The following is a 17681-nucleotide window of genomic DNA, read 5'->3' on the forward strand; positions in this document are numbered from 1 at the left end:
CGCATGGACGACACCCCCACGACCGCGAACGCCGACATCGCGCGCTTCCTCAGACGGCTGCAGTGGGGACTGGTCGCGTTCGCCGCGCTGTGGCTGATCGCGCTGCTCGGCCCGATCCTGACGCCGTTCGTACTGGCGGCGCTGCTGGGCTGGCTCGGCGATCCGCTGGTCGACCGGCTGGAGCGATCCGGCCGCTCGCGCCCGGTCGCGGTGACCCTGGTGTTCGTGCTGATGGTGATGCTGCTGGTGCTGGTGGTGCTGATCCTGGTGCCGATGGTCGAGCGCCAGGTGGTCACCCTGGTCGAGGCGCTGCCCCAGTACCGCGCGTGGTTCATGGACACCGCGCTGCCCTGGGTGGAGGCACGGACCGGCATCGAGATCACGAACTGGCTCGACCCGCAGCGGCTGATCGAACTGACGCGCGCGCACTGGGAGCAGGCCGGCGGCGTGGCCGCGACCGTGTTCGGCTACCTGTCCAGCTCCGGCTTCGCGTTCCTGACGTGGATCGTGAACATCGTGCTGGTGCCGATCCTCACGTTCTACTTCCTGCGCGACTGGGACCTGCTGGTCGAACGCGTCGCGGCGATGATCCCGCGCGACCACATCGGCACCGTCTCGCGCCTGGCGAAGGAATCGGACGAGGTGCTCGGCGCGTTCCTGCGCGGCCAGTTCATCGTGATGCTGGCGCTGGGCGCGATCTACGCGCTCGGGTTGACGATCGGCGGGCTCAAGCTCGGCCTGCTGATCGGGATCGTCGCCGGCCTGATCAGTTTCGTGCCCTACCTGGGCGCGACCACCGGCATCGTCCTGGCGGTGCTCGCCGCGCTGGTGCAGGCGCAGGGCTTCGACCTCAAGCTGCTGATCCTGGTGGGCGTGGTGTTCACCGTCGGCCAGCTGATCGAGAGCTACATCCTCACCCCGCGCATCGTCGGCGACCGCATCGGACTGCATCCGGTGGCGGTGATCTTCGCGATCATGGCCGGCGGCCAGCTGTTCGGCTTCGTCGGCATGCTGATCGCGCTGCCGGTCGCGGCGGTGGGCAACGTGCTGCTGCGCTTCGCCCACGAGCGCTATACGCAGAGCCGCCTGTATGCGGGCGAACGGCCGAAGATCGTGCTCGACGGCCATCGCAGCCATGGCGGGATCGTGCTCGACGACGATATCGGCGAGGCCAGCGAAGACCGTCGCGACGATCACTGAGCCCGATGCCGACCTCCTCGCCGCAACTGCCGCTGGCGTTGCGCTACCCACCCGACCAGCGCCTGGACACCTTCGCCGGCGATCCGGCGCTGGCGGCGCAACTGCGGGCGTTCGCGACCGGCGCCGGCGGCGACCGCGCACTGCTGCTGGTGGGGCCGGCGGGCACCGGCAAGAGCCACCTCGCGCTGGCCGCGTGCGCCGAGGCAGACGCGGCCGGGCATCGGGTCGGCTACCTGCCCCTGGCCAGCATGGCGGGACGGCTGCGCGAGGCGCTGGAGGCGATGCACGCCTTCGACCTGGTGGCGCTCGACGGCGTGGAGGCGGTGGCAGGCGAACATGCGGACGAGCTGGCGTTGTTCGACTTCCACAACCGCATGCACGACGCCGGGCGCCGGCTGCTGTACACCGCCCGCGCCACGCCCGACGCGCTGCCGCTGCTGCTTCCGGACCTGCGCTCGCGGCTGTCGCAGTGCACGCGGCTGGTGCTCGAGCGGCTCGACGACGCCGGCCGCGGCGAGGTGCTGCGCCTGCGCGCGCGGCGTCGGGGGCTGCAGATCGACGATGCGGCGATCGACTGGCTGCTGCGTCGCGCAGGGCGCGACCTCTCGGGCCTGGCCGCAATGCTCGACCGCCTCGACGCGGCCTCGCTCGCCGCGCAGCGGCGCATCACCGTGCCGTTCCTGCGCGAGGTGCTGGGGACGCACGTGTCGCGGTGAAGGCCCCGTTGTCGCGGAGCGATGGCCGTGTGGCGCGGCCCTCGGGATGACAGCGGAAAGGCTATGCCGCGCGCGGTGTGCCCGCGCGCCGCTTCAGGCGGATCACCAGGTTGTCCGGGCGCATGGTGAACACCAGCTTCTCCTCGACCGGGCCGCTGCCGGCGCGTTCGAGCTCGAAGTTGCGGCACAGCATCGAGATCACGCCCTTGATCTCCAGCAGCGCGAGGAAGCGGCCCGGGCAGAAGCGCGGACCGGCGCCGAACGGGAAGAACGCCTTCGCCGACGTGGCGTCGAGCGTGGAACCGTCGGCCTTGATCCAGCGCTCGATGTCGAAGGCTGCGGCCCCGGTCGCGGCCTGCGCGCGGATCGTGGCATGGCGGGTGAGCAGGAACACCGGTGTGCGCGCCGGCACCTCGACGTCGCCGAGCACGGTGTCGTGCAGCGCCTCCAGGCGCAGTACCGGCGCGGCCGGCTTGAGCCGCATCGCCTCGAGCGCGGCGGCCTCGATCCGCACCATGCGCGGGTGGGTGGCGAAGTCCTGCAACAGTTCGTCGTCGCCGAGCAGGGCGTCGGATTCCGTGCGCAGCGTGTCGCGCAGGTCGGGACGCCCGCACATGAAGTGGATCAGCCAGGCCAACGCGCGCGCGGTGGTTTCCTCGCCGGCCAGCATCAGCGTCATCACGTTGCCGGTGACGTCCTCGTCGCTGAAGCCGCCGCCGTCGGACTGCGCCACCAGCGCCTCGATGTAGTTGCCCGGGCGCGCGGCGAGCCCGGGGTCCTCGGCAAGGCGGCGCCGCGCGTCGGTGATCAGCCGCCCGAGCGTGTCGTGGATGCCGACCAGGGCGCGGTCAAGCGCGCGGTCCGCCGGCAGCTTCACGTAGTTCCAGTAAGGCACCAGCGCGGTCACGCGCCGCGACAGGGCCTTCGGGATCTCGCCGATCTGCTGTTCCAGCGCGCCTTCGTGGCCTTCGATGGTGTTGAGGTCCTGGCCGAATGCGAAGGTCGAGGTGACGTCGATGGTGAAGCGGGTGAGGTCGTCGAGCAGATCGATCTCGCGACCCTCGTCGGCGGCCTGTTCCCAGCGCCGCTGCAGCCGCCCGACGATGCGCATCATGGTCGGGAAGAAGTGCTTGAGGTGGCCGTGGGTCAGCGCCTGCACCACCACCTTGCGCTGCCGCCGCCACTCGTCGCCCTCGGCGGTGAACACGCCGGCGGCCTTGAGCCCGCGGGCGATGCCCTCCACGGTGCTCATGCGCCGGAAGGTGTCGGGCCGGCGCTTGAACGCGTCCTCGACCAGGGCCGGGTCGGCCACCATCAGGATCCGGTAGGCGCCGAGCCGGATCCGGTACATCGAGCCGTATTCGTCGGCCCAGTCCTCCATCACCAGGTGCTGGTCGGTCTCGCGCAGCTGGAACAGGTTGCCCACCAGCGGCAGGCCCTGCGGGCCCGGCAGCGAGTCGAACCGGCGCGTGGGCGTCGCACTGCCGGTTGCCTGCGCGCGGAAGGCCTGCAATTCGCCCGCATCGATCGCGATATCGTCGTCGACCACGTGGGTGGTGAAGCGGTGCAGGCAGGCGCGCGAACCGGCGTCGCGGCGGCCGCTGGCGCAGTCGAAGCGCCAGCCGTGGCCCGGGCAGACCAGGTGTCCGTCGACCACCTCGCCGTCGGCGAGCAGGCTGCCCTGGTGCGGGCACAGGCCATGGAACACGGACACCTGCCCGCGATGGCGCACCACCACCAGCGGCGTGCCGTCCACGCTCGCGGCCACCGGAACATCCTCGACCAGCGCAGGCGCGCGGGCGACCAGAAGCAATGACGAGGTCGTCATCCAGTTCTCCAGCAGCCGGTCCCGGGGGGACGGGACGCAGTGGGCGTCCCGCGCGACCGAATTGATCTCGACAGTCGGGCCGGGGGACCCGCGGGGCTGGGATCGCGCCGGAATGCGCGCGGTCCGGGACCTATCTTGCGCCGTGGAGCGGACCCGCGTCGAGCGCGCGGTCCAGTTCTTCCAGCCGCTGCGGCGTGCCGACGTCGGTCCAGGCGCCGGCGTGGCGCTCGCCGGTGACCGCGTCGCGCCGCATCGCCGCGCGCAGCAGCGGGGCGAGACGGAAGCGTGGCGGCGTCTCGTCCGCGCCGGACGCATCGCCGATCACCGCGCGCCAGTCGCGGAACAGGCCCGGGCGGTAGACGCCGATGCCGGAGAAGGTCAGCTTCGGTTCGCCTTCGTCCAGCACGCGGCCGTCGGGCTGCAGCATGAAGTCGCCCGGCGGGTGGTGCGCGGGATTGTCGACCAGCACCAGGTGCGCGTCGCCGTCGGGTTCGCGCGGCAGGCGGACGAAGTCGTAGTCGGTCCAGATGTCGCCGTTGACGGCGATGAAGGGATCGTCGCCGAGCAGTTCCCGCGCATGCCACATGCCGCCGCCGGTCTCCAGCGGCACCTCGCCTTCGTGCGAGTAGCTGATGCGCAGGCCGAAGGCACGGCCGACACCGAGCGTAGCCGGGAACTGTTCGGCCAGCCACGAGGTGTTGATCACCACTTCCTGCACGCCGATCGCGGCCAGCCGCTCCAGGTGCCAGGCGATCAGCGGCCTGCCGCCGGCATACAGCAACGGTTTTGGCGTGGCGTCGGTCAGCGGCCGCATGCGCTCGCCGAGGCCGGCGGCGAAGATCAGGGCCTTCATATGCGCGCCATCATGCGTCGACTGGGGCGAGCGCGTCCATCGCCGGCCGCACGCGCGCCTCGATCAGCGCCGCCAGCGGCCGCAGCTCCGGGTGCCGCGGCAGTACCGCGTCGAGGTAGGCGATGAACCGGGGCGCGTCGGCGACGTACTTCGGCTTGCCGTCGCGATGCCTGAGCCGCGCGAAGATGCCGAGCACCTTGAGGTGGCGGTGCACGCCGATCAGGTCGAGGTCGCGGCGCAGGCGCTGCAACGGCGGCACCGGCAGGCCGGCCTGCGTCGCCAGCGCATGGTAGCGCGCGTGCCAGTCGGCCACGCGCTCCTCCGGCCAGCTCAGGAATGCGTCCTTGAACAGGCAGGCGGGGTCGTAGCCGATCGGCCCGCGCACCGCGTCCTGGAAATCGAGGATCGCGACCTCGTCGCCGCAGGGCATGAGGTTGCGCGGCATGTAGTCGCGGTGCACCAGCACCTGCGGCTGCGCGAGCGCGGCTTCGACCAGGACGCGGTAGACCGCGGCCAGCGACGCGCGCTCCTGTGCATCGAGCGAAATGCCCAGGTGGGTGCCGAGGAACCATTGGTCGAACAGTTGCAGTTCGCGCAACAGCAGCGATTCGTCGTAGTCGGGCAGGCCGGGCGGCACCGGGATCGACTGCAGCTTGACGAGTCGCACGAGCGCGGTGTCGAACAGCGCATCGGCGTTGCCCGCGTCGATCACGTGCAGGTAGGTGTGGACGCCGAGATCCTCGAGCAGCAGGAAGCCCTGATCGGGATCCTGCGCCACCACGTCCGGTACGCGCAGTCCGCCGGCTTGCAGCAGTTCGCGAATCGCCAGCCATGGGCGCGTGTCCATCAGGTCCGGCGGCGCGTCCATCAGCACCAGGCTCGGGCGGCGGCCGGTAGTGCGCCAGTAGCTGCGGAAGTCGGCGTCGAAGGACGCGCGCTCCAGGCCGGTCTCCGGCTCGGACAGCACGGTGCGGATCCATGCCAGGCGCTGCTGGTCGCGGGTCTGCGGGGCGGTGGACTGAACCATGGACTCTCCCGCCGGCGGTCGCCGGACGGGCAAAGGGTAAACTGCCGCGCAATTCCCGGCGAGAGAGGCGATGACCCACCTGCAGCCAGTATTGCTCTCCGGCGGCTCGGGAACGCGGCTGTGGCCGCTGTCGCGCGATGCCTACCCCAAGCAGTTCCTGCCGCTGGCGGGCGAGGAGACGATGCTGCAGGACACCTGGCGGCGGGTCGCGCCGCTGGCCTCGACCGCGCCGATCGTGGTCGCCAACGAGGAGCACCGCTTCCTCGCGGCCGAGCAGTTGCGGCTGGTCGGGGTGGAACACGCGCGGATCGTGCTGGAGCCGGCGGGACGCAACACCGCGCCGGCGATCGCGGCCGCCGCGCTGCAGGCGCAGGCCGACGGCGGCGACCCGCTGTTGCTGGTGCTGCCGTCCGACCACGTGGTGCGCGACGCCAAAGGCTTCCGCGCCGCGGTACGGGCAGCGATCCCGGCGGCCGAGGCAGGCGTGCTGGTCACCTTCGGCGTCGTGCCCTCGGCGCCGGAGACCGGCTTCGGCTACATCCAGTCCGCGGCCGGCGAGGGCGTGCGCGACGTGTTGCGCTTCGTCGAGAAGCCCGACGCGGCGACCGCGCAGTCCTACCTCGACGCCGGCGGCTATTACTGGAACAGCGGCATGTTCCTGTTCCGCGCCTCGCGCTACCTCGCCGAACTGGAGCGTTTCCGCCCGGACATCGCCGCCGCGGTGCGCCAGGCCTTCGTCGCCGCGACCCGCGATGGCGACTTCATCCGCCTCGACAGGGACGCTTTCGCCGCCAGCCCGTCGGATTCGATCGACTACGCGGTGATGGAGAAGACCGCCGACGCCAGGGTCCTGCCGGTCGACATCGGCTGGAACGACGTCGGCTCGTGGTCGGCGCTGTGGGAAGTCAGCGAACAGGATGGAGACGGCAACGCCAGCCACGGCGACGTGATCGCGATCGACAGCCGCAACAGCTACGCCTATGCGCGGCGGCTGGTGGCGCTGGTCGGCGTCGACGACCTGGTGGTGGTGGAAACCGACGACGCCGTGCTGGTGGCGCGCAAGGACAAGGTGCAGCAGGTCAAGGACGTGGTCGCGCGGCTCAAGTCGGACCAGCGCAGCCACGCCGTGCTGCACCGCGAGGTGCACCGGCCCTGGGGCAGCTACGACTCGATCGACCAGGGCGACGGTTTCCAGGTCAAGCGGATCAAGGTCAAGCCGGGCGCGCGCCTGTCGCTGCAGTCGCACAGGCATCGTGCCGAGCACTGGATCGTGGTGCGCGGCACCGCGCGCGTCACCCGCGACAACGACGTGTTCGAGCTGCACGCCAACCAGTCGACCTACATCCCGCTGGGCGCGAAGCACCGGCTGGAGAATCCGGGCAGCGAGATGCTGGAACTGATCGAGGTGCAGTCGGGGAGCTACCTCGGCGAGGACGACATCGTCCGCTACGAGGACGTGTACGGGCGCTCGTAGCAAAACCGGGGTCGGAGTCGACTTTTCCAGACGACCGCTCGACTGGTGGAAGCGAGGGGAAAGTCGACTCCGACCCCGGTTTTCGTATTCACGGGGCGGGAGCAAGCGCGATCCGGCCGCGCCGGGATCATCGCGTGTCATGTGCATATGCGGCAACGTCATGTATACGCGCATGCATCCAGTCACGCCTGTTACATCAATTACTTTCAATGCATCGTGCGCCAGCCGATGCAATGCGCGGCCGACGAGCGCGCCGCGCTTAACCGAATGCTTGCAACCGCCCCTCTGGCGGCTGCTAGAACTCTCGTCATCGAAGCGAGGGGTGGCGCATGCGCATCACGATCATCGGAGCCGGCTTCAGTGGCAGTACCCTGGCGACCCTGCTCGCTTCGCCGCGCGACGACGCGCCCGAAGTGTGCCTGGTCGGCACGCCTGCGACCTTCGGCAGCGGTGTGGCCTACGGCGAGGCGCGGCAGGAGCACCTGCTCAACGTCCGGGCGCGCCACCTCGGCATGGACCCCGAGCACACCGGCGATTTCGCCGACTGGCTCAGCTTGGGCGAACGCGGGCGCGACGGCTTCATGCCGCGGATCGCGTACGGCGATTACCTGCGCGACCGGCTGAAGACGGCGGTCGAGCAGTCGAGCAACCTGACCTGCATCGACCAGGAGGTCATCGCGGTCGAGCGCACGCTGGGGGGCTTTCGCGTGTACCTGGCCGATGGCGGCCAGTTCTTCAGCGACCGCGTGGTGCTCGCTCCGGGTGCGCTGCCGCCGCAGCGTCTCGCCGGTGTTGGGCCGCGACTGGCCAGGAGCGAACGCTACATCGGCTGGCCGTGGCAGGAGGACGCGATCGACCGCATCCCGCCCGACGCGCGCGTGCTGCTGGTCGGCACGGGCCTGACCATGGCGGACGTGGTGGTGAGCCTCAGGCGCCGGCGCCACCAGGGCGGGATCGTCGCCATCTCGCGGCGCGGGCTGCTGCCGCGCTCGCACCTGCCGCAGCCATCGGAGGTCGTGGCGCTGCCGCCGCGGGTGCTCTATGCCCTGCGTGCGGGTGACCTGCATGCGCTGCTCGCCGCGCTGCGATCGCTCGCGACCGCGGTCGTCGACTGGCGCGCACTGGTCGATGCGTTGCGCCCGCATACCCAGGCGTTCTGGCGGGGGCTGTCGCCGGTGCAACGGGCGCGGTTCGCCCGCCACCTGCGCACGCACTGGGAAACGTTCCGGCACCGGCTCGCGCCGCAGGTGGCGACCGAACTCGAGGCGCTGCTAGTGAGCGGGCAGTTGCAGGTGCGCGCGGCCCGGCTGCTGCGTGCCGGCGTCGTCGAGGACGGCATCGAGGTCCTGCTGCGTGGGCGCGGGCAGGCGCAGGCGCAGGTCGAGCGCTTCGACTTCATGGTTCGGGCCACCGGCCTGGACACGGACATCGAACGCACCACCCATCCCCTGGTGACGCACCTGCGCGAAGCCGGCCAGATCCGTGCCGATCCGCTGGGCTTCGGCATCGAGGTGGATGAGGATTTTTCGGTGATCGACAATGCGGGGCGCGCGGTCTCCGGGTTGTACTGCCTCGGACCGCTGTTGCGCGGGCACCTGTGGGAGATCACCGCGATCCCCGAATTACGCGATGCCGCCGGCCTGCTCGCGCAGCGCCTGATGGCCCGAGAGCGCTCCGCGCCCGGCGGGGCTGCGTCCACCCCGCGCTGGCCGCTGGCGGCTCAGTTCGAGAACACGCGGTAGCGCAACGGCTGCAGGCCGATGGTGTCGCCGACGGTGGGTAAGGTGATGCCCGGCGTGGCGACCAGGTCGGTCTCGAACGGATTCGGCTGTCCGGCGACCGCCAGTTCCACCACGATGCGCTCGGCGCGGATGTGCACCGCGGATACGGCGGCATCGAAGCCTTCGCCCGGCGCGCCGATCGCCGCATCGTGCGGACGCAGGTACAGCCGTGCCGGCCCGTCTTCCACGCTGGGGGCTTCGAAGTCGTCGGACTGCTCCGGCGCGGAGAACCGGCCGCTGGCGACCACGCCGTCGATCACGCTCGCACGGCCGATGAAGTCGAAGACGTAGGCCGAGGCCGGCGCGTCGTAGATCTCGCGCGGCGTGCCGACCTGTTCGATGCGGCCGTCGCGCAGCACCACCACGCGGTCGGCCAGTTCCAGTGCCTCGTCCTGGTCGTGGGTGACGAAGACCGTGGTCTGACCGGTCTGGTCGTGCAGGCGGCGCAGCCAGCGACGCAGCTCCACGCGCACCTTGGCATCGAGTGCGCCGAAGGGTTCGTCGAGCAGCAGTACGGTCGGATCGATCGCGAGCGCGCGCGCCAGCGCGACTCGCTGCTTCTGGCCGCCGGAGAGCTGTTCGGGATAGCGTTCGCCATGCCCCGGCAACTGGATCAGAGACAGCAGCTCGTCGACCCGGCGCCGGATCGTGGCGCGGTCGGGCCGGCGCGCGCGCGGCCGGCTGCGCAGGCCGAACGCGATGTTCTCGGCCACGGTCATGTGCCGGAACAGCGCGTACTGCTGGAATACGAAGCCGACGTTGCGTTCGCGCAGGCTCATGCGGGTGGCATCGGTGTCGCCGAACAGCACCTGTCCCGCGTCGGCCGGCAGCAGGCCGGCGATGACGCGCAGCAGGGTGGTCTTGCCCGAGCCGGACGGGCCGAGCAGGGCCACCAGTTCGCCCGAGGCGATGTGCAGGTCAACCTCGTCGAGCGCGGCGGTGCTGCCATAGCGCTTGCTCACTCCCTCGATGCGAAGGTCGACGCCATGTCCGTTCGTCTGCATGGCGCGATCATCGCCGATTCCAGCCGCGCCGGTTGCGGCATCACCATGGGGCCCGTCGACATCGTCGTGGGGCGACGCGCGGCGCGGCTGCGGTGTGGTGTCCTGGACAAGCAGCATGGTCAGGGGCTCCGAAGCGGGGACGGGGACCGGAAGTGGTGTTGCGGAAGCGGAACACGGGACCGGTCGCACCGTGGATGCGGAACAGGGATGGGTGCGCGCGGCGGAAGAATGGCGGGCATCTCAGTGCCTCCGATGCGACTGCGCCAGGCCGTCTGCATGCGCCGCCTCGAGCCAGAACTTGAGCACCAGCGTGACCAGCGCCAGGCCCGCAAGCAGCGACGACACCGCGAACGCCGCGGTGCTGTCGAACTCGTTGTAGAGGATCTCGATATGCAGCGGCAGGGTATTGGTCAGCCCACGGATGTGGCCCGACACCACCGACACCGCGCCGAACTCGCCCATCGCGCGCGCGCCGCACAGCAGCACGCCGTACAGCAGGCCCCACTTGATGTTGGGCAGGGTGACGCGGAAGAACATGGTCCAGGCGTTGGCGCCGAGCGAACGCGCCACCACTTCCTCCTCGCTGCCCTGCTGCTGCATCAGCGGCACCAGCTCGCGCACCACGAACGGAAAGGTGATGAACAGCGTCGCCAGCACGATGCCCGGGCGCGCGAACAGGATCTTGACGTCGTACGCGCGCAGGAGGTCGGCGAACCAGCCCTGGGAGCCGAACAGCAGTACCAGGCACAGTCCGGCGACCACCGGCGAGACCGCGAACGGCAGGTCCACCAGTGCGAGCAGTGCGCGCCTGCCGGGGAACTCGAAGCGCACCAGCGCCCAGGCGGCGAACACACCGAAGATCGCGTTCACCGGGATCACGATCGCGGCGGTGAGCAGGGTGAGGTTGAGCGCGGAGATCGCATCGGGCGTCGTCAGCGCCGCCCACCAGGTGGCGAAGCCCTTGCCGAAGGCCGAGATCAGCACCATCAGCAGCGGCAGCACCACCAGCAGCCCCATCACCGCCACCGCGCCGCCGATCAGCGCGCGGCGCAGCCACGCCGGCGTCTGCAGCGCCGCGTCGGGGGCGTGGTCAGTCATCGTGGCGGCTCCTGCGTTCGTGGCGGAACAGCAGCGGGATCAGGTTGATCGCCAGCAAGCACAGGAACGAGGCCGCCAGCATCACTGCCGCCAGCCCCACCGCGCCGTTGTAGTCGTACTCCTCCAGCCGGATGGTGATCAGCAGGGGCGCGATCTCGGTCTGGTAGGGCTTGTTGCCGGCGATGAAGATGACCGATCCGTATTCGCCCAGCCCGCGCGCGAACGCCAGCGAGAAGCCTGTGAGCAGCGCCGGCAGCACCTCCGGCAGCACCACGCGGCGCAGCGTGGTGAAGCGCGAGGCGCCGAGGGAGGCCGCCGCCTGTTCCTGGTCGGCGCCGAGCGATTCCAGGATCGGCTGCACCGTGCGCACGGTGAAGGGCAGGCCGATGAACACCAGCGCGATGACGATGCCGGCCAGCTGGTAGGCGACCTGGACGCCGAGCGGCTCGAGGAAGCGGCCGATCCAGCCGTTGGGCGCGTAGATCGCGGTCAGCGCGATGCCGGCCACCGCGGTCGGCAGCGCGAAGGGCAGGTCGACCAGCGCGTCGAGCAAGCGCCGTCCGGGAAAGCGGTAGCGCACCAGCACCCACGCCACCAGCGCGCCGGCGAGCAGCGCGATCACCGCGGCGACGAACGCGGTGCCGAAGCTCACCTTGAGCGCCGCCAGCACGCGCTCGTCGCGCAGCACCTGCAGCCAGCCGTCGAGCCCGAGCCCGGCGGCGCGCACGGTCAGCGCCGTCAGCGGCAGCAGCACGACCACGCCCAGCCAGGCCATGCCCAGGCCCAGGCTGAGCCCGAAGCCGGGCAGGGGACGTCGCCAGCGCGGACGCGGCAGGGGAAGGGCGAGTGTGCTCATCGGGGTGCGTCCGCCAGCTTCGTGGAGGAGTGGTCGCGGGCGTCCACGGCGGACCCGAGCGATCTCGCGGCGGGCCCGGACCTTTTCGGTACGCGGTGGACCGGTTTCATGGCGGGCTTGACCCGCCTCGTTCCGGGACCGCGCACCGCCCTTCTCCCGCTCGCGGGAGAAGGTGGCCCGCAGGGCCGGATGAGGGCCGGGGCAGTGGGCGCTTCGCGCACCAGACGTGGCCGGGGAACACCCTCATCCGCCTTCGGCACCTTCTCCCGCGAGCGGGAGAAGGAACAGCATCCGCGTGAGCGCCACAAGGAACGGCACCCGCGCGGGCGGGAGGATGCGACGAAGGCGGGCTCGCGCGCTATCGGCTCGCCCCGGACGCTCACGTGGTTCGCACTCCGCGCATGCGATGCCTGGAACTGCATGCGCATCACTTCGGCTTGTAGATCTGGTCGAAGAAGCCGCCGTCGGCGAAATGCAGCTGCTGCGCCTTGGCCCAGCCGCCGAACGCGTTGTCGATGGTGACCATCGGCAGAGGCCTGAAGTGGGAGATGGCCGCTGCCGGCACGGACTCGGGACGCGAGGGGCGGTAGTGGTGCTTCGCCGCCAGGCGCTGGCCTTCGGGCGTGTACAGGTATCGCAGGTAGGCCTCGGCCACCCTCTGCGTGCCCTTCTTCGCGACGTTGGCGTCGACCACCGCCACCGGCGGCTCGGCCTTGATGCTCAGGCTCGGGAAGACGATCTCGAATCTGTCGCGGATCGCCGGGTCGGCCAGGGTCAGCAGCGCCTCGTTCTCCCAGGCCAGCAGCACGTCGCCGATCCCGCGTTCGACGAAGGTGGTGGTCGATCCGCGCGCGCCGGTGTCGAGCACCGGCACGTTGCGGAACACCTTGCCCAGATAGTCGACCACCAGCGGGCCCTTGCGGTATTCGCGCGAGGCCCAGGCCCAGGCGGCGAGGTAGTTCCAGCGCGCCCCGCCCGAGGTCTTCGGATTGGGCGTGATCACGCCGATGCCGGGCCTGGCGAGGTCGTCCCAGTCGCGGATCTGCTTGGGGTTGCCCTTGCGCACCAGGAACACGATGGTCGAGGTGTAGGGCGAGCTGTTGTTGGGCAGGCGCGTCTGCCAGTCCTTCGGCAGCAGGCTGGAATTCTCGGCGATCGCGTCGATGTCGCCGGAGAGCGCGAGGGTGACGACATCGGCTTCCAGGCCGTCGATGACCGAACGCGCCTGCTTGCCGGAACCGCCGTGCGAGACGCGGATGGTCAGGTTCTGTCCGGTGTCGGCCTTCCACTCCCTGGCGAAGGCGGCGTTGAACTCCGAATACAGCTCGCGGGTCGGATCGTAGGAGACGTTGAGGATTTCGACGTTCTGCGCCGACGCCGTGCCGGCGGCGGTCGCGAGCGCGAGGATCAGGGCCGCGAGGGCGTGCCTGGATTTGAGGTTCATGGGAGGTCTGCCTGTTCGAAGTGGGGATATGTCAGAAGGAGAATTGCGCGCGCGTGAAGAATGTCTTCTCGGCCTGGCGGTCACCGCCGGCGGCGCCGCCGTCGAAGTCCGCATGCGCGTAGTTGGCGACCAGCTTCAGGTTGCCGGTGAGGTACCAGTTCAGGCCTAGCGCCCAGGCGGTCGACTCCGAGCCCGCGGCGCCGGGGTCGGCGAACAGCGGGAAGGCGTCGTCGTCGAGGTCGAGCCGGCCATAGCGCGCCACCAGTTCGAACGCGCCCCAGCCGCCATCCCCAGGCGCGAACGGATGGTCCGGCTTGACGCCTCGGTAGCTGGCCTTTTCGCCGGTCAGCACCCAACTGCCCACGACCTGCCAGGCGCTGTGGTCCAGCGATGCGCGCGCCGCGGTGGCGGTATCGACCAGTTCCTGGTTGGAGCGGACGTACTCGCCGAGCAACCCGACCGGTCCGACATACCAGTACGCCTGCGGCGACCAGCGACTGTGCTCGCCGTCCGCGGCGACGCTGGCGCGGTAGCTGAAGAACGTCGCCTGCCCCGGGGTGCGGTAGCGCGGCAGGAAATTGTTGCCGGCGCCCGTCTTGTCGCCGGTGCTGGCGGCGATGCCGAAGCCCAGCCCCGAGAGCGCGCCATCGCTGCCCTTCCAGGGCTCGAAGAACAGCCGTCCGGCGAACTCGAAGTCGTCGTCGGGATTGCTGGTGGGACTGTCGCGGCCATCCGCCGCGCCGTTGTAGACGCCGACGACGTAGCTGACCTTCGACGAGGCCAGTGCACCCTGCAACTGCGCGCCGATCTCGCGGTTGGGCGCCAGCTCGGTCGGGAAGCCGCGCTCGACCAGTGCGATCGCGCCGCCACTTTGGAGGCGTTCGAGCCCGATCGGACCCTTGACCTTGCCCACGCGCACCGTCGCCGCCGGGCTGAACTTCAGGTCGACATAGGCGTCGACGATCGACGCGCTGTCGCCGGTAAACTCGGGCGTGACGCGGAAACCGACCAGATCGCCCCAGCTGCCTTCCAGCGTCGGGCGGATCCGTCGCCAGAGGAAGCTGTCGTTCTGCGCTTGTGCGTCGTCGTCGAGGAACACGCGGTGGTCGGCCTGCAGCAGCGCGCCCAGCTTGAGCTGGACCTGGCCGTCGGCGCTCCTGATCGACGCGCCCTTGTCCGCGGCCAGCGTGATCTCGGGGCCGGGCTTGGCGGGTGGCGTTGGCGGCGCAGGCGCGACCGCAGCGGCGGTCTGGCGGTCGCGCTCGTCGAGCCCGAGTTCGATCGCGCGCAGGCGCCGGTCGAGTGCGGCCAGATCGGCCCGCGCGATGCCGTCGTCCGGCGCAATGCCGAGCCGGCGTTCGACGATGCGCAGGCGTTCGGCGATGTCTTCAGGCGTGGACACGACGTCCTGCGCCGCGGCGCCGGCCGACAGCAGGGCGAGCGTCAGCGCGAGCGCGGTGCGGCGCGCGGGCTTCGCGGGGCGTGGAGGTGGGGCTGGACGGATGGATCGCATGGCGTTTCCTCGTGTGTCGCTCGGGAAGCGCCTCCGGTCGTCCGGTCGGCACTGTGGAAGGGAAGGGTGTCGGAGCGCCGCGGCACCGGCGTCAGTCGCCTAGCCGCAGTTTCTGGCTGCGCGTGATCTGCACGATCCGCGACGAATGCACGACCACCTCGACCTGGCCATAGGCCAGCTCCCGCACCGCATCGAGCACGGCGCGTTCGGCATCGCTGATCGGCGGCCCGTCGCCGCTGCGGGCGACGGGCGTGGAATGGTCGGGGTCTGGCGCGGGCGTAGGGCTCATGGCGTCGATACCCGTGGGGGAGGGTGGGTCAGGCCGCGATGCGCGCGCCCTCGACTTCGGCCAGCCATTCGTCGTCCGAGCCTTCCAGCAGGTTGGCGAACAGTGGCGTGGAGAAGTAGCGCTCACCGGTATCGGGCAGCGTGGCCAGCAGCACCGACCCTGCCGGCGCGTCGGCCGCGACCTTCAGCGCCGCGGCGACGGTGGCGCCGGCGGAGATGCCGACGAACACGCCTTCCTCGGCGGCGAGCCGGCGTGCGGTGTCGATCGCCTCGTCGTCGGTCACCAGCACCAGCTGGTCGTGCACGGTGCGGCTCAGCACCTCGGGCAGGAAGTCCGGGGTCCAGCCCTGGATCTTGTGCGGGGTCCATTCCTTGCCGCCGAGCAGCGAGGCGCCGGTGGGCTCGGTGGCGACGATCTTCACCTCCGGGCGCGCGACCTTCAGCACCTCGCCCACGCCGGTGATCGTGCCGCCGGTGCCCCAGCCGCTGACGAAATAGTCCAGGCGCCGGCCGGCGAAATCGCGCAGGATCTCGGCCGCGGTGGTCTGGCGATGGTAGGCCGGGTTGGCGGGATTGGTGAACTGCGAGGCCAGGAACCAGCCGTGGCGCTCGGCCAGCTCCTTCGCCTTCTTCACCATGCCGCTGCCGCGTTCGGCGGCGGGTGTGAGGATCACGCGGGCGCCGTAGGCGCGCATCAGCTTGCGGCGCTCGATCGAGAAGGTCTCGACCATCACCGCGACGAACTGGTAGCCGCGCGCAGCCGCGACCTGGGCCAGCGCCACGCCGGTATTGCCGCTGGTGGCCTCGACGATGGTGTCGCCGGGCTTGAGCAGGCCCTTGGCCTCGGCGTCGAGCACGATCGCGAGCGCCAGGCGGTCCTTGACCGAACCACCGGGGTTGAACGATTCGGCCTTGGCATAGAGCGTGACGTGCGCGGGCGGCAGCCGGTGCAGCTTGACCACCGGGGTATTGCCGATGGTGTCGAGGATGTTGTCGTAGAGGGCCATGGGTGCCTCGGGATGATGGAAAAGCGAAGGGGCGTCAGGCGGCGTGCGCCAGCGGGGCGGCATCGCCGAGCGGGGGAGCGCCGAACCAGTGCAGGGCGCCGGCGAGCGCGGCGACCTCGCCGACGATCAGCAGCGCGGGGGCCTGCACGTCATGCAGACGCGCAAGCCGGGGCAGGTCGGCCAGGGTGCCGGCGACCACCCGCTGTTCCGGGCGAGAGCCGTTTTCGATGAGCGCGAACGGGGTTTCGGGCGCGCGACCATGGGCGAGCAGTTGCGTACGCACCGTCTCCAGCCGCGCCACGCCCATGTAGAACGCCAGCGTCTGCCGCTCCTGCGCCAGCGCCGGCCAGTCGAGCGTCTCGCCCGATTCCCTGGCGTGGGCGGTCACCAGGCGCACCGACTGGGCGTGGTCGCGGTGGGTCAGCGGGATCCCGGCATAGGCCGCGCAGGCGGCCGCCGCCGTGATCCCGGGCACCACCTCGTAGTCGATGCCGGCGGCGCGCAGCGCCTCGAGTTCCTCGCCGCCGCGGCCGAACACGAACGGATCGCCGCCCTTGAGCCGCACCACGCGCAGGCCGGCGGCGGCGTGCCGGATCATCAGCGCATTGATGTCGGCCTGCGGCGTGGCGTGGTGGCCGGCGCGCTTGCCCACCGCGATGCGCAGTGCATCGCGGCGCGCCAGCTGCAGCACGTCCTCGCTGGCGAGGCTGTCGTGCAGGATCACGTCGGCTTCGTTGAGCAGGCGCAGCGCGCGCAGGGTCAGCAGGCCCGGATCGCCGGGACCGGCGCCCACCAGGGCGACCCGGCCGCGTGCCGCCGTCGCCTCGCCTTCTTCGGCGAGCGCGAGGTCGAAGGCCCGTTCGGCCTCGATGTGGCGGCGGCTGCGCAGCAGACCTTGCAACGGACCGGCCAGCAGCCGCTCGAACGCGCGGCGGCGCGCGACCGTGTCCGGCCAGCGCGCGCGGATGCGGTCGCGATGCCGGGTGAGCAGGGTGGCGAGCGCGCCGAAGGATTCGTCGAAGCGGGTTTCCAGCTGTTCGCGCACCAGCCGCGCCAGCATCGGCGCGCCGCCGCCGCTGGAAATCGCGATCTGCAAGGGGCCGCGTTCGACCCGGGCCGGCAGGTGCATCCGCGTCAGCGCCGTGTCGTCGACCACGTTCACCCAGACGCGACGCGCTTCGCCGGCCTCGGCGACCGCGCGGTTCACCCCGGCATCGTCGGTGGCGGCGATCGCCAGCCAGGCCTGGTCCAGCCAGGCGGGCGTGAACTCGGCCGGCAGGTGTTCCAGCTCGCCGGCCGCGGCCAGGATCGCCAGCGCCGGATCCAGCGTCGGCGCCCCCACCACGATCCGCGCGCCCGTGCCCAGCAGCGCCTCCACCTTGCGCGCGGCCACCGCGCCGCCGCCCACGACCACGACCGTCCGCCCGCGCAGGTCGGCGAAGAGCGGGAACAGCCGGTCGCTGGCGGGGGTCTCGGGCATCGGGCGCAAGGCGGGTCGTCGGAAGGCGACGCTAGCGACAGCAGGGGGCGGCGTGGAAATGGCGACCGCTCCTGCGCTTATGCCGCGAAGGCATAAGCGGCCGGGCACACCG

Annotated in this window: 15 protein-coding genes; 4 read left to right on the forward strand and 11 right to left on the reverse strand. The window is 70.9% G+C overall.

Annotated features, from left to right (window positions below; all coding sequences use genetic code 11):
* Positions 1-3 precede the first annotated feature (3 nt).
* The gene (locus tag JMO03_RS01530; RefSeq protein ID WP_202839517.1) at positions 4-1200 is read left to right on the forward strand and encodes an AI-2E family transporter; all 1197 of its coding nucleotides are present in this window, start codon (positions 4-6) and stop codon (positions 1198-1200) included.
* Positions 1201-1205: 5 nt separating this feature from the next.
* A complete protein-coding gene (hda, locus tag JMO03_RS01535; RefSeq protein WP_202839519.1) occupies positions 1206-1916 on the forward strand; it encodes a DnaA regulatory inactivator Hda in 711 nt (236 codons plus the stop codon).
* Positions 1917-1977: 61 nt separating this feature from the next.
* Here the strand turns inward: hda and JMO03_RS01540 are convergent, their stop codons facing one another.
* From JMO03_RS01540 to JMO03_RS01550, 3 genes are all read right to left on the reverse strand, one after another.
* Entirely contained in the window at positions 1978-3744 is a 1767-nt protein-coding gene (locus JMO03_RS01540) for a cytochrome P450 (RefSeq protein WP_202839526.1), read from the reverse strand.
* Between the two features lie 130 nt (positions 3745-3874).
* Positions 3875-4597 carry an N-acetylmuramate alpha-1-phosphate uridylyltransferase MurU gene (gene murU, locus JMO03_RS01545; RefSeq protein WP_202839528.1) on the reverse strand — a complete coding sequence of 241 codons (723 nt, stop codon included), beginning with the start codon at positions 4595-4597 and terminating at the stop codon, positions 3875-3877.
* Between the two features lie 10 nt (positions 4598-4607).
* Positions 4608-5624 (reverse strand): aminoglycoside phosphotransferase family protein, encoded by a 1017-nt coding sequence (locus tag JMO03_RS01550; protein WP_202839531.1) that lies wholly within the window; start codon positions 5622-5624, stop codon positions 4608-4610.
* Positions 5625-5694: 70 nt separating this feature from the next.
* Between JMO03_RS01550 and JMO03_RS01555 the strand changes: the two genes are divergently transcribed.
* Together JMO03_RS01555 and JMO03_RS01560 are read left to right on the forward strand one after the other, a co-directional pair.
* Entirely contained in the window at positions 5695-7098 is a 1404-nt protein-coding gene (locus JMO03_RS01555; RefSeq protein ID WP_202839533.1) for a mannose-1-phosphate guanylyltransferase/mannose-6-phosphate isomerase, read from the forward strand.
* Positions 7099-7427: 329 nt separating this feature from the next.
* A complete protein-coding gene (locus tag JMO03_RS01560; RefSeq protein ID WP_202839534.1) occupies positions 7428-8840 on the forward strand; it encodes an FAD/NAD(P)-binding protein in 1413 nt (470 codons plus the stop codon).
* Here the strand turns inward: JMO03_RS01560 and JMO03_RS01565 are convergent.
* The 8 genes from JMO03_RS01565 to cysG all read right to left on the reverse strand — a co-directional run bounded on the left by JMO03_RS01565 (position 8819) and on the right by cysG (position 17569).
* Positions 8819-9883 carry a sulfate/molybdate ABC transporter ATP-binding protein gene (locus tag JMO03_RS01565; RefSeq protein ID WP_202839535.1) on the reverse strand — a complete coding sequence of 355 codons (1065 nt, stop codon included), beginning with the start codon at positions 9881-9883 and terminating at the stop codon, positions 8819-8821. The genes JMO03_RS01560 and JMO03_RS01565 overlap by 22 nt on opposite strands.
* Before the next feature lie 240 nt (positions 9884-10123).
* Entirely contained in the window at positions 10124-10981 is an 858-nt protein-coding gene (gene cysW, locus JMO03_RS01570; protein ID WP_202839536.1) for a sulfate ABC transporter permease subunit CysW, read from the reverse strand.
* Positions 10974-11837: a sulfate ABC transporter permease subunit CysT gene (gene cysT / locus JMO03_RS01575; RefSeq protein ID WP_202839537.1), complete on the reverse strand. Its 864-nt coding sequence runs from the start codon at positions 11835-11837 to the stop codon at positions 10974-10976. Before cysT ends, cysW begins: the two co-directional genes overlap by 8 nt.
* Positions 11838-12264: 427 nt before the next feature.
* A complete protein-coding gene (locus tag JMO03_RS01580; RefSeq protein ID WP_202839538.1) occupies positions 12265-13281 on the reverse strand; it encodes a sulfate ABC transporter substrate-binding protein in 1017 nt (338 codons plus the stop codon).
* Positions 13282-13312: 31 nt separating this feature from the next.
* A complete protein-coding gene (locus tag JMO03_RS01585; RefSeq protein ID WP_202839539.1) occupies positions 13313-14794 on the reverse strand; it encodes an OprO/OprP family phosphate-selective porin in 1482 nt (493 codons plus the stop codon).
* A 91-nt stretch (positions 14795-14885) separates the two neighbouring features.
* A complete protein-coding gene (locus JMO03_RS01590; RefSeq protein WP_202839541.1) occupies positions 14886-15083 on the reverse strand; it encodes a DUF2292 domain-containing protein in 198 nt (65 codons plus the stop codon).
* Positions 15084-15111: 28 nt separating this feature from the next.
* Complete coding sequence (cysK, locus tag JMO03_RS01595; RefSeq protein ID WP_202839543.1) at positions 15112-16089, reverse strand: cysteine synthase A; 978 nt, start codon at positions 16087-16089, stop codon at positions 15112-15114.
* Positions 16090-16123: 34 nt separating this feature from the next.
* Positions 16124-17569: a siroheme synthase CysG gene (gene cysG, locus JMO03_RS01600; protein WP_202839544.1), complete on the reverse strand. Its 1446-nt coding sequence runs from the start codon at positions 17567-17569 to the stop codon at positions 16124-16126.
* Positions 17570-17681 lie beyond the last annotated feature (112 nt).

Source organism: Luteimonas saliphila (assembly GCF_016774335.1).
Classification (GTDB): Bacteria; Pseudomonadota; Gammaproteobacteria; order Xanthomonadales; family Xanthomonadaceae; genus Luteimonas; species Luteimonas saliphila.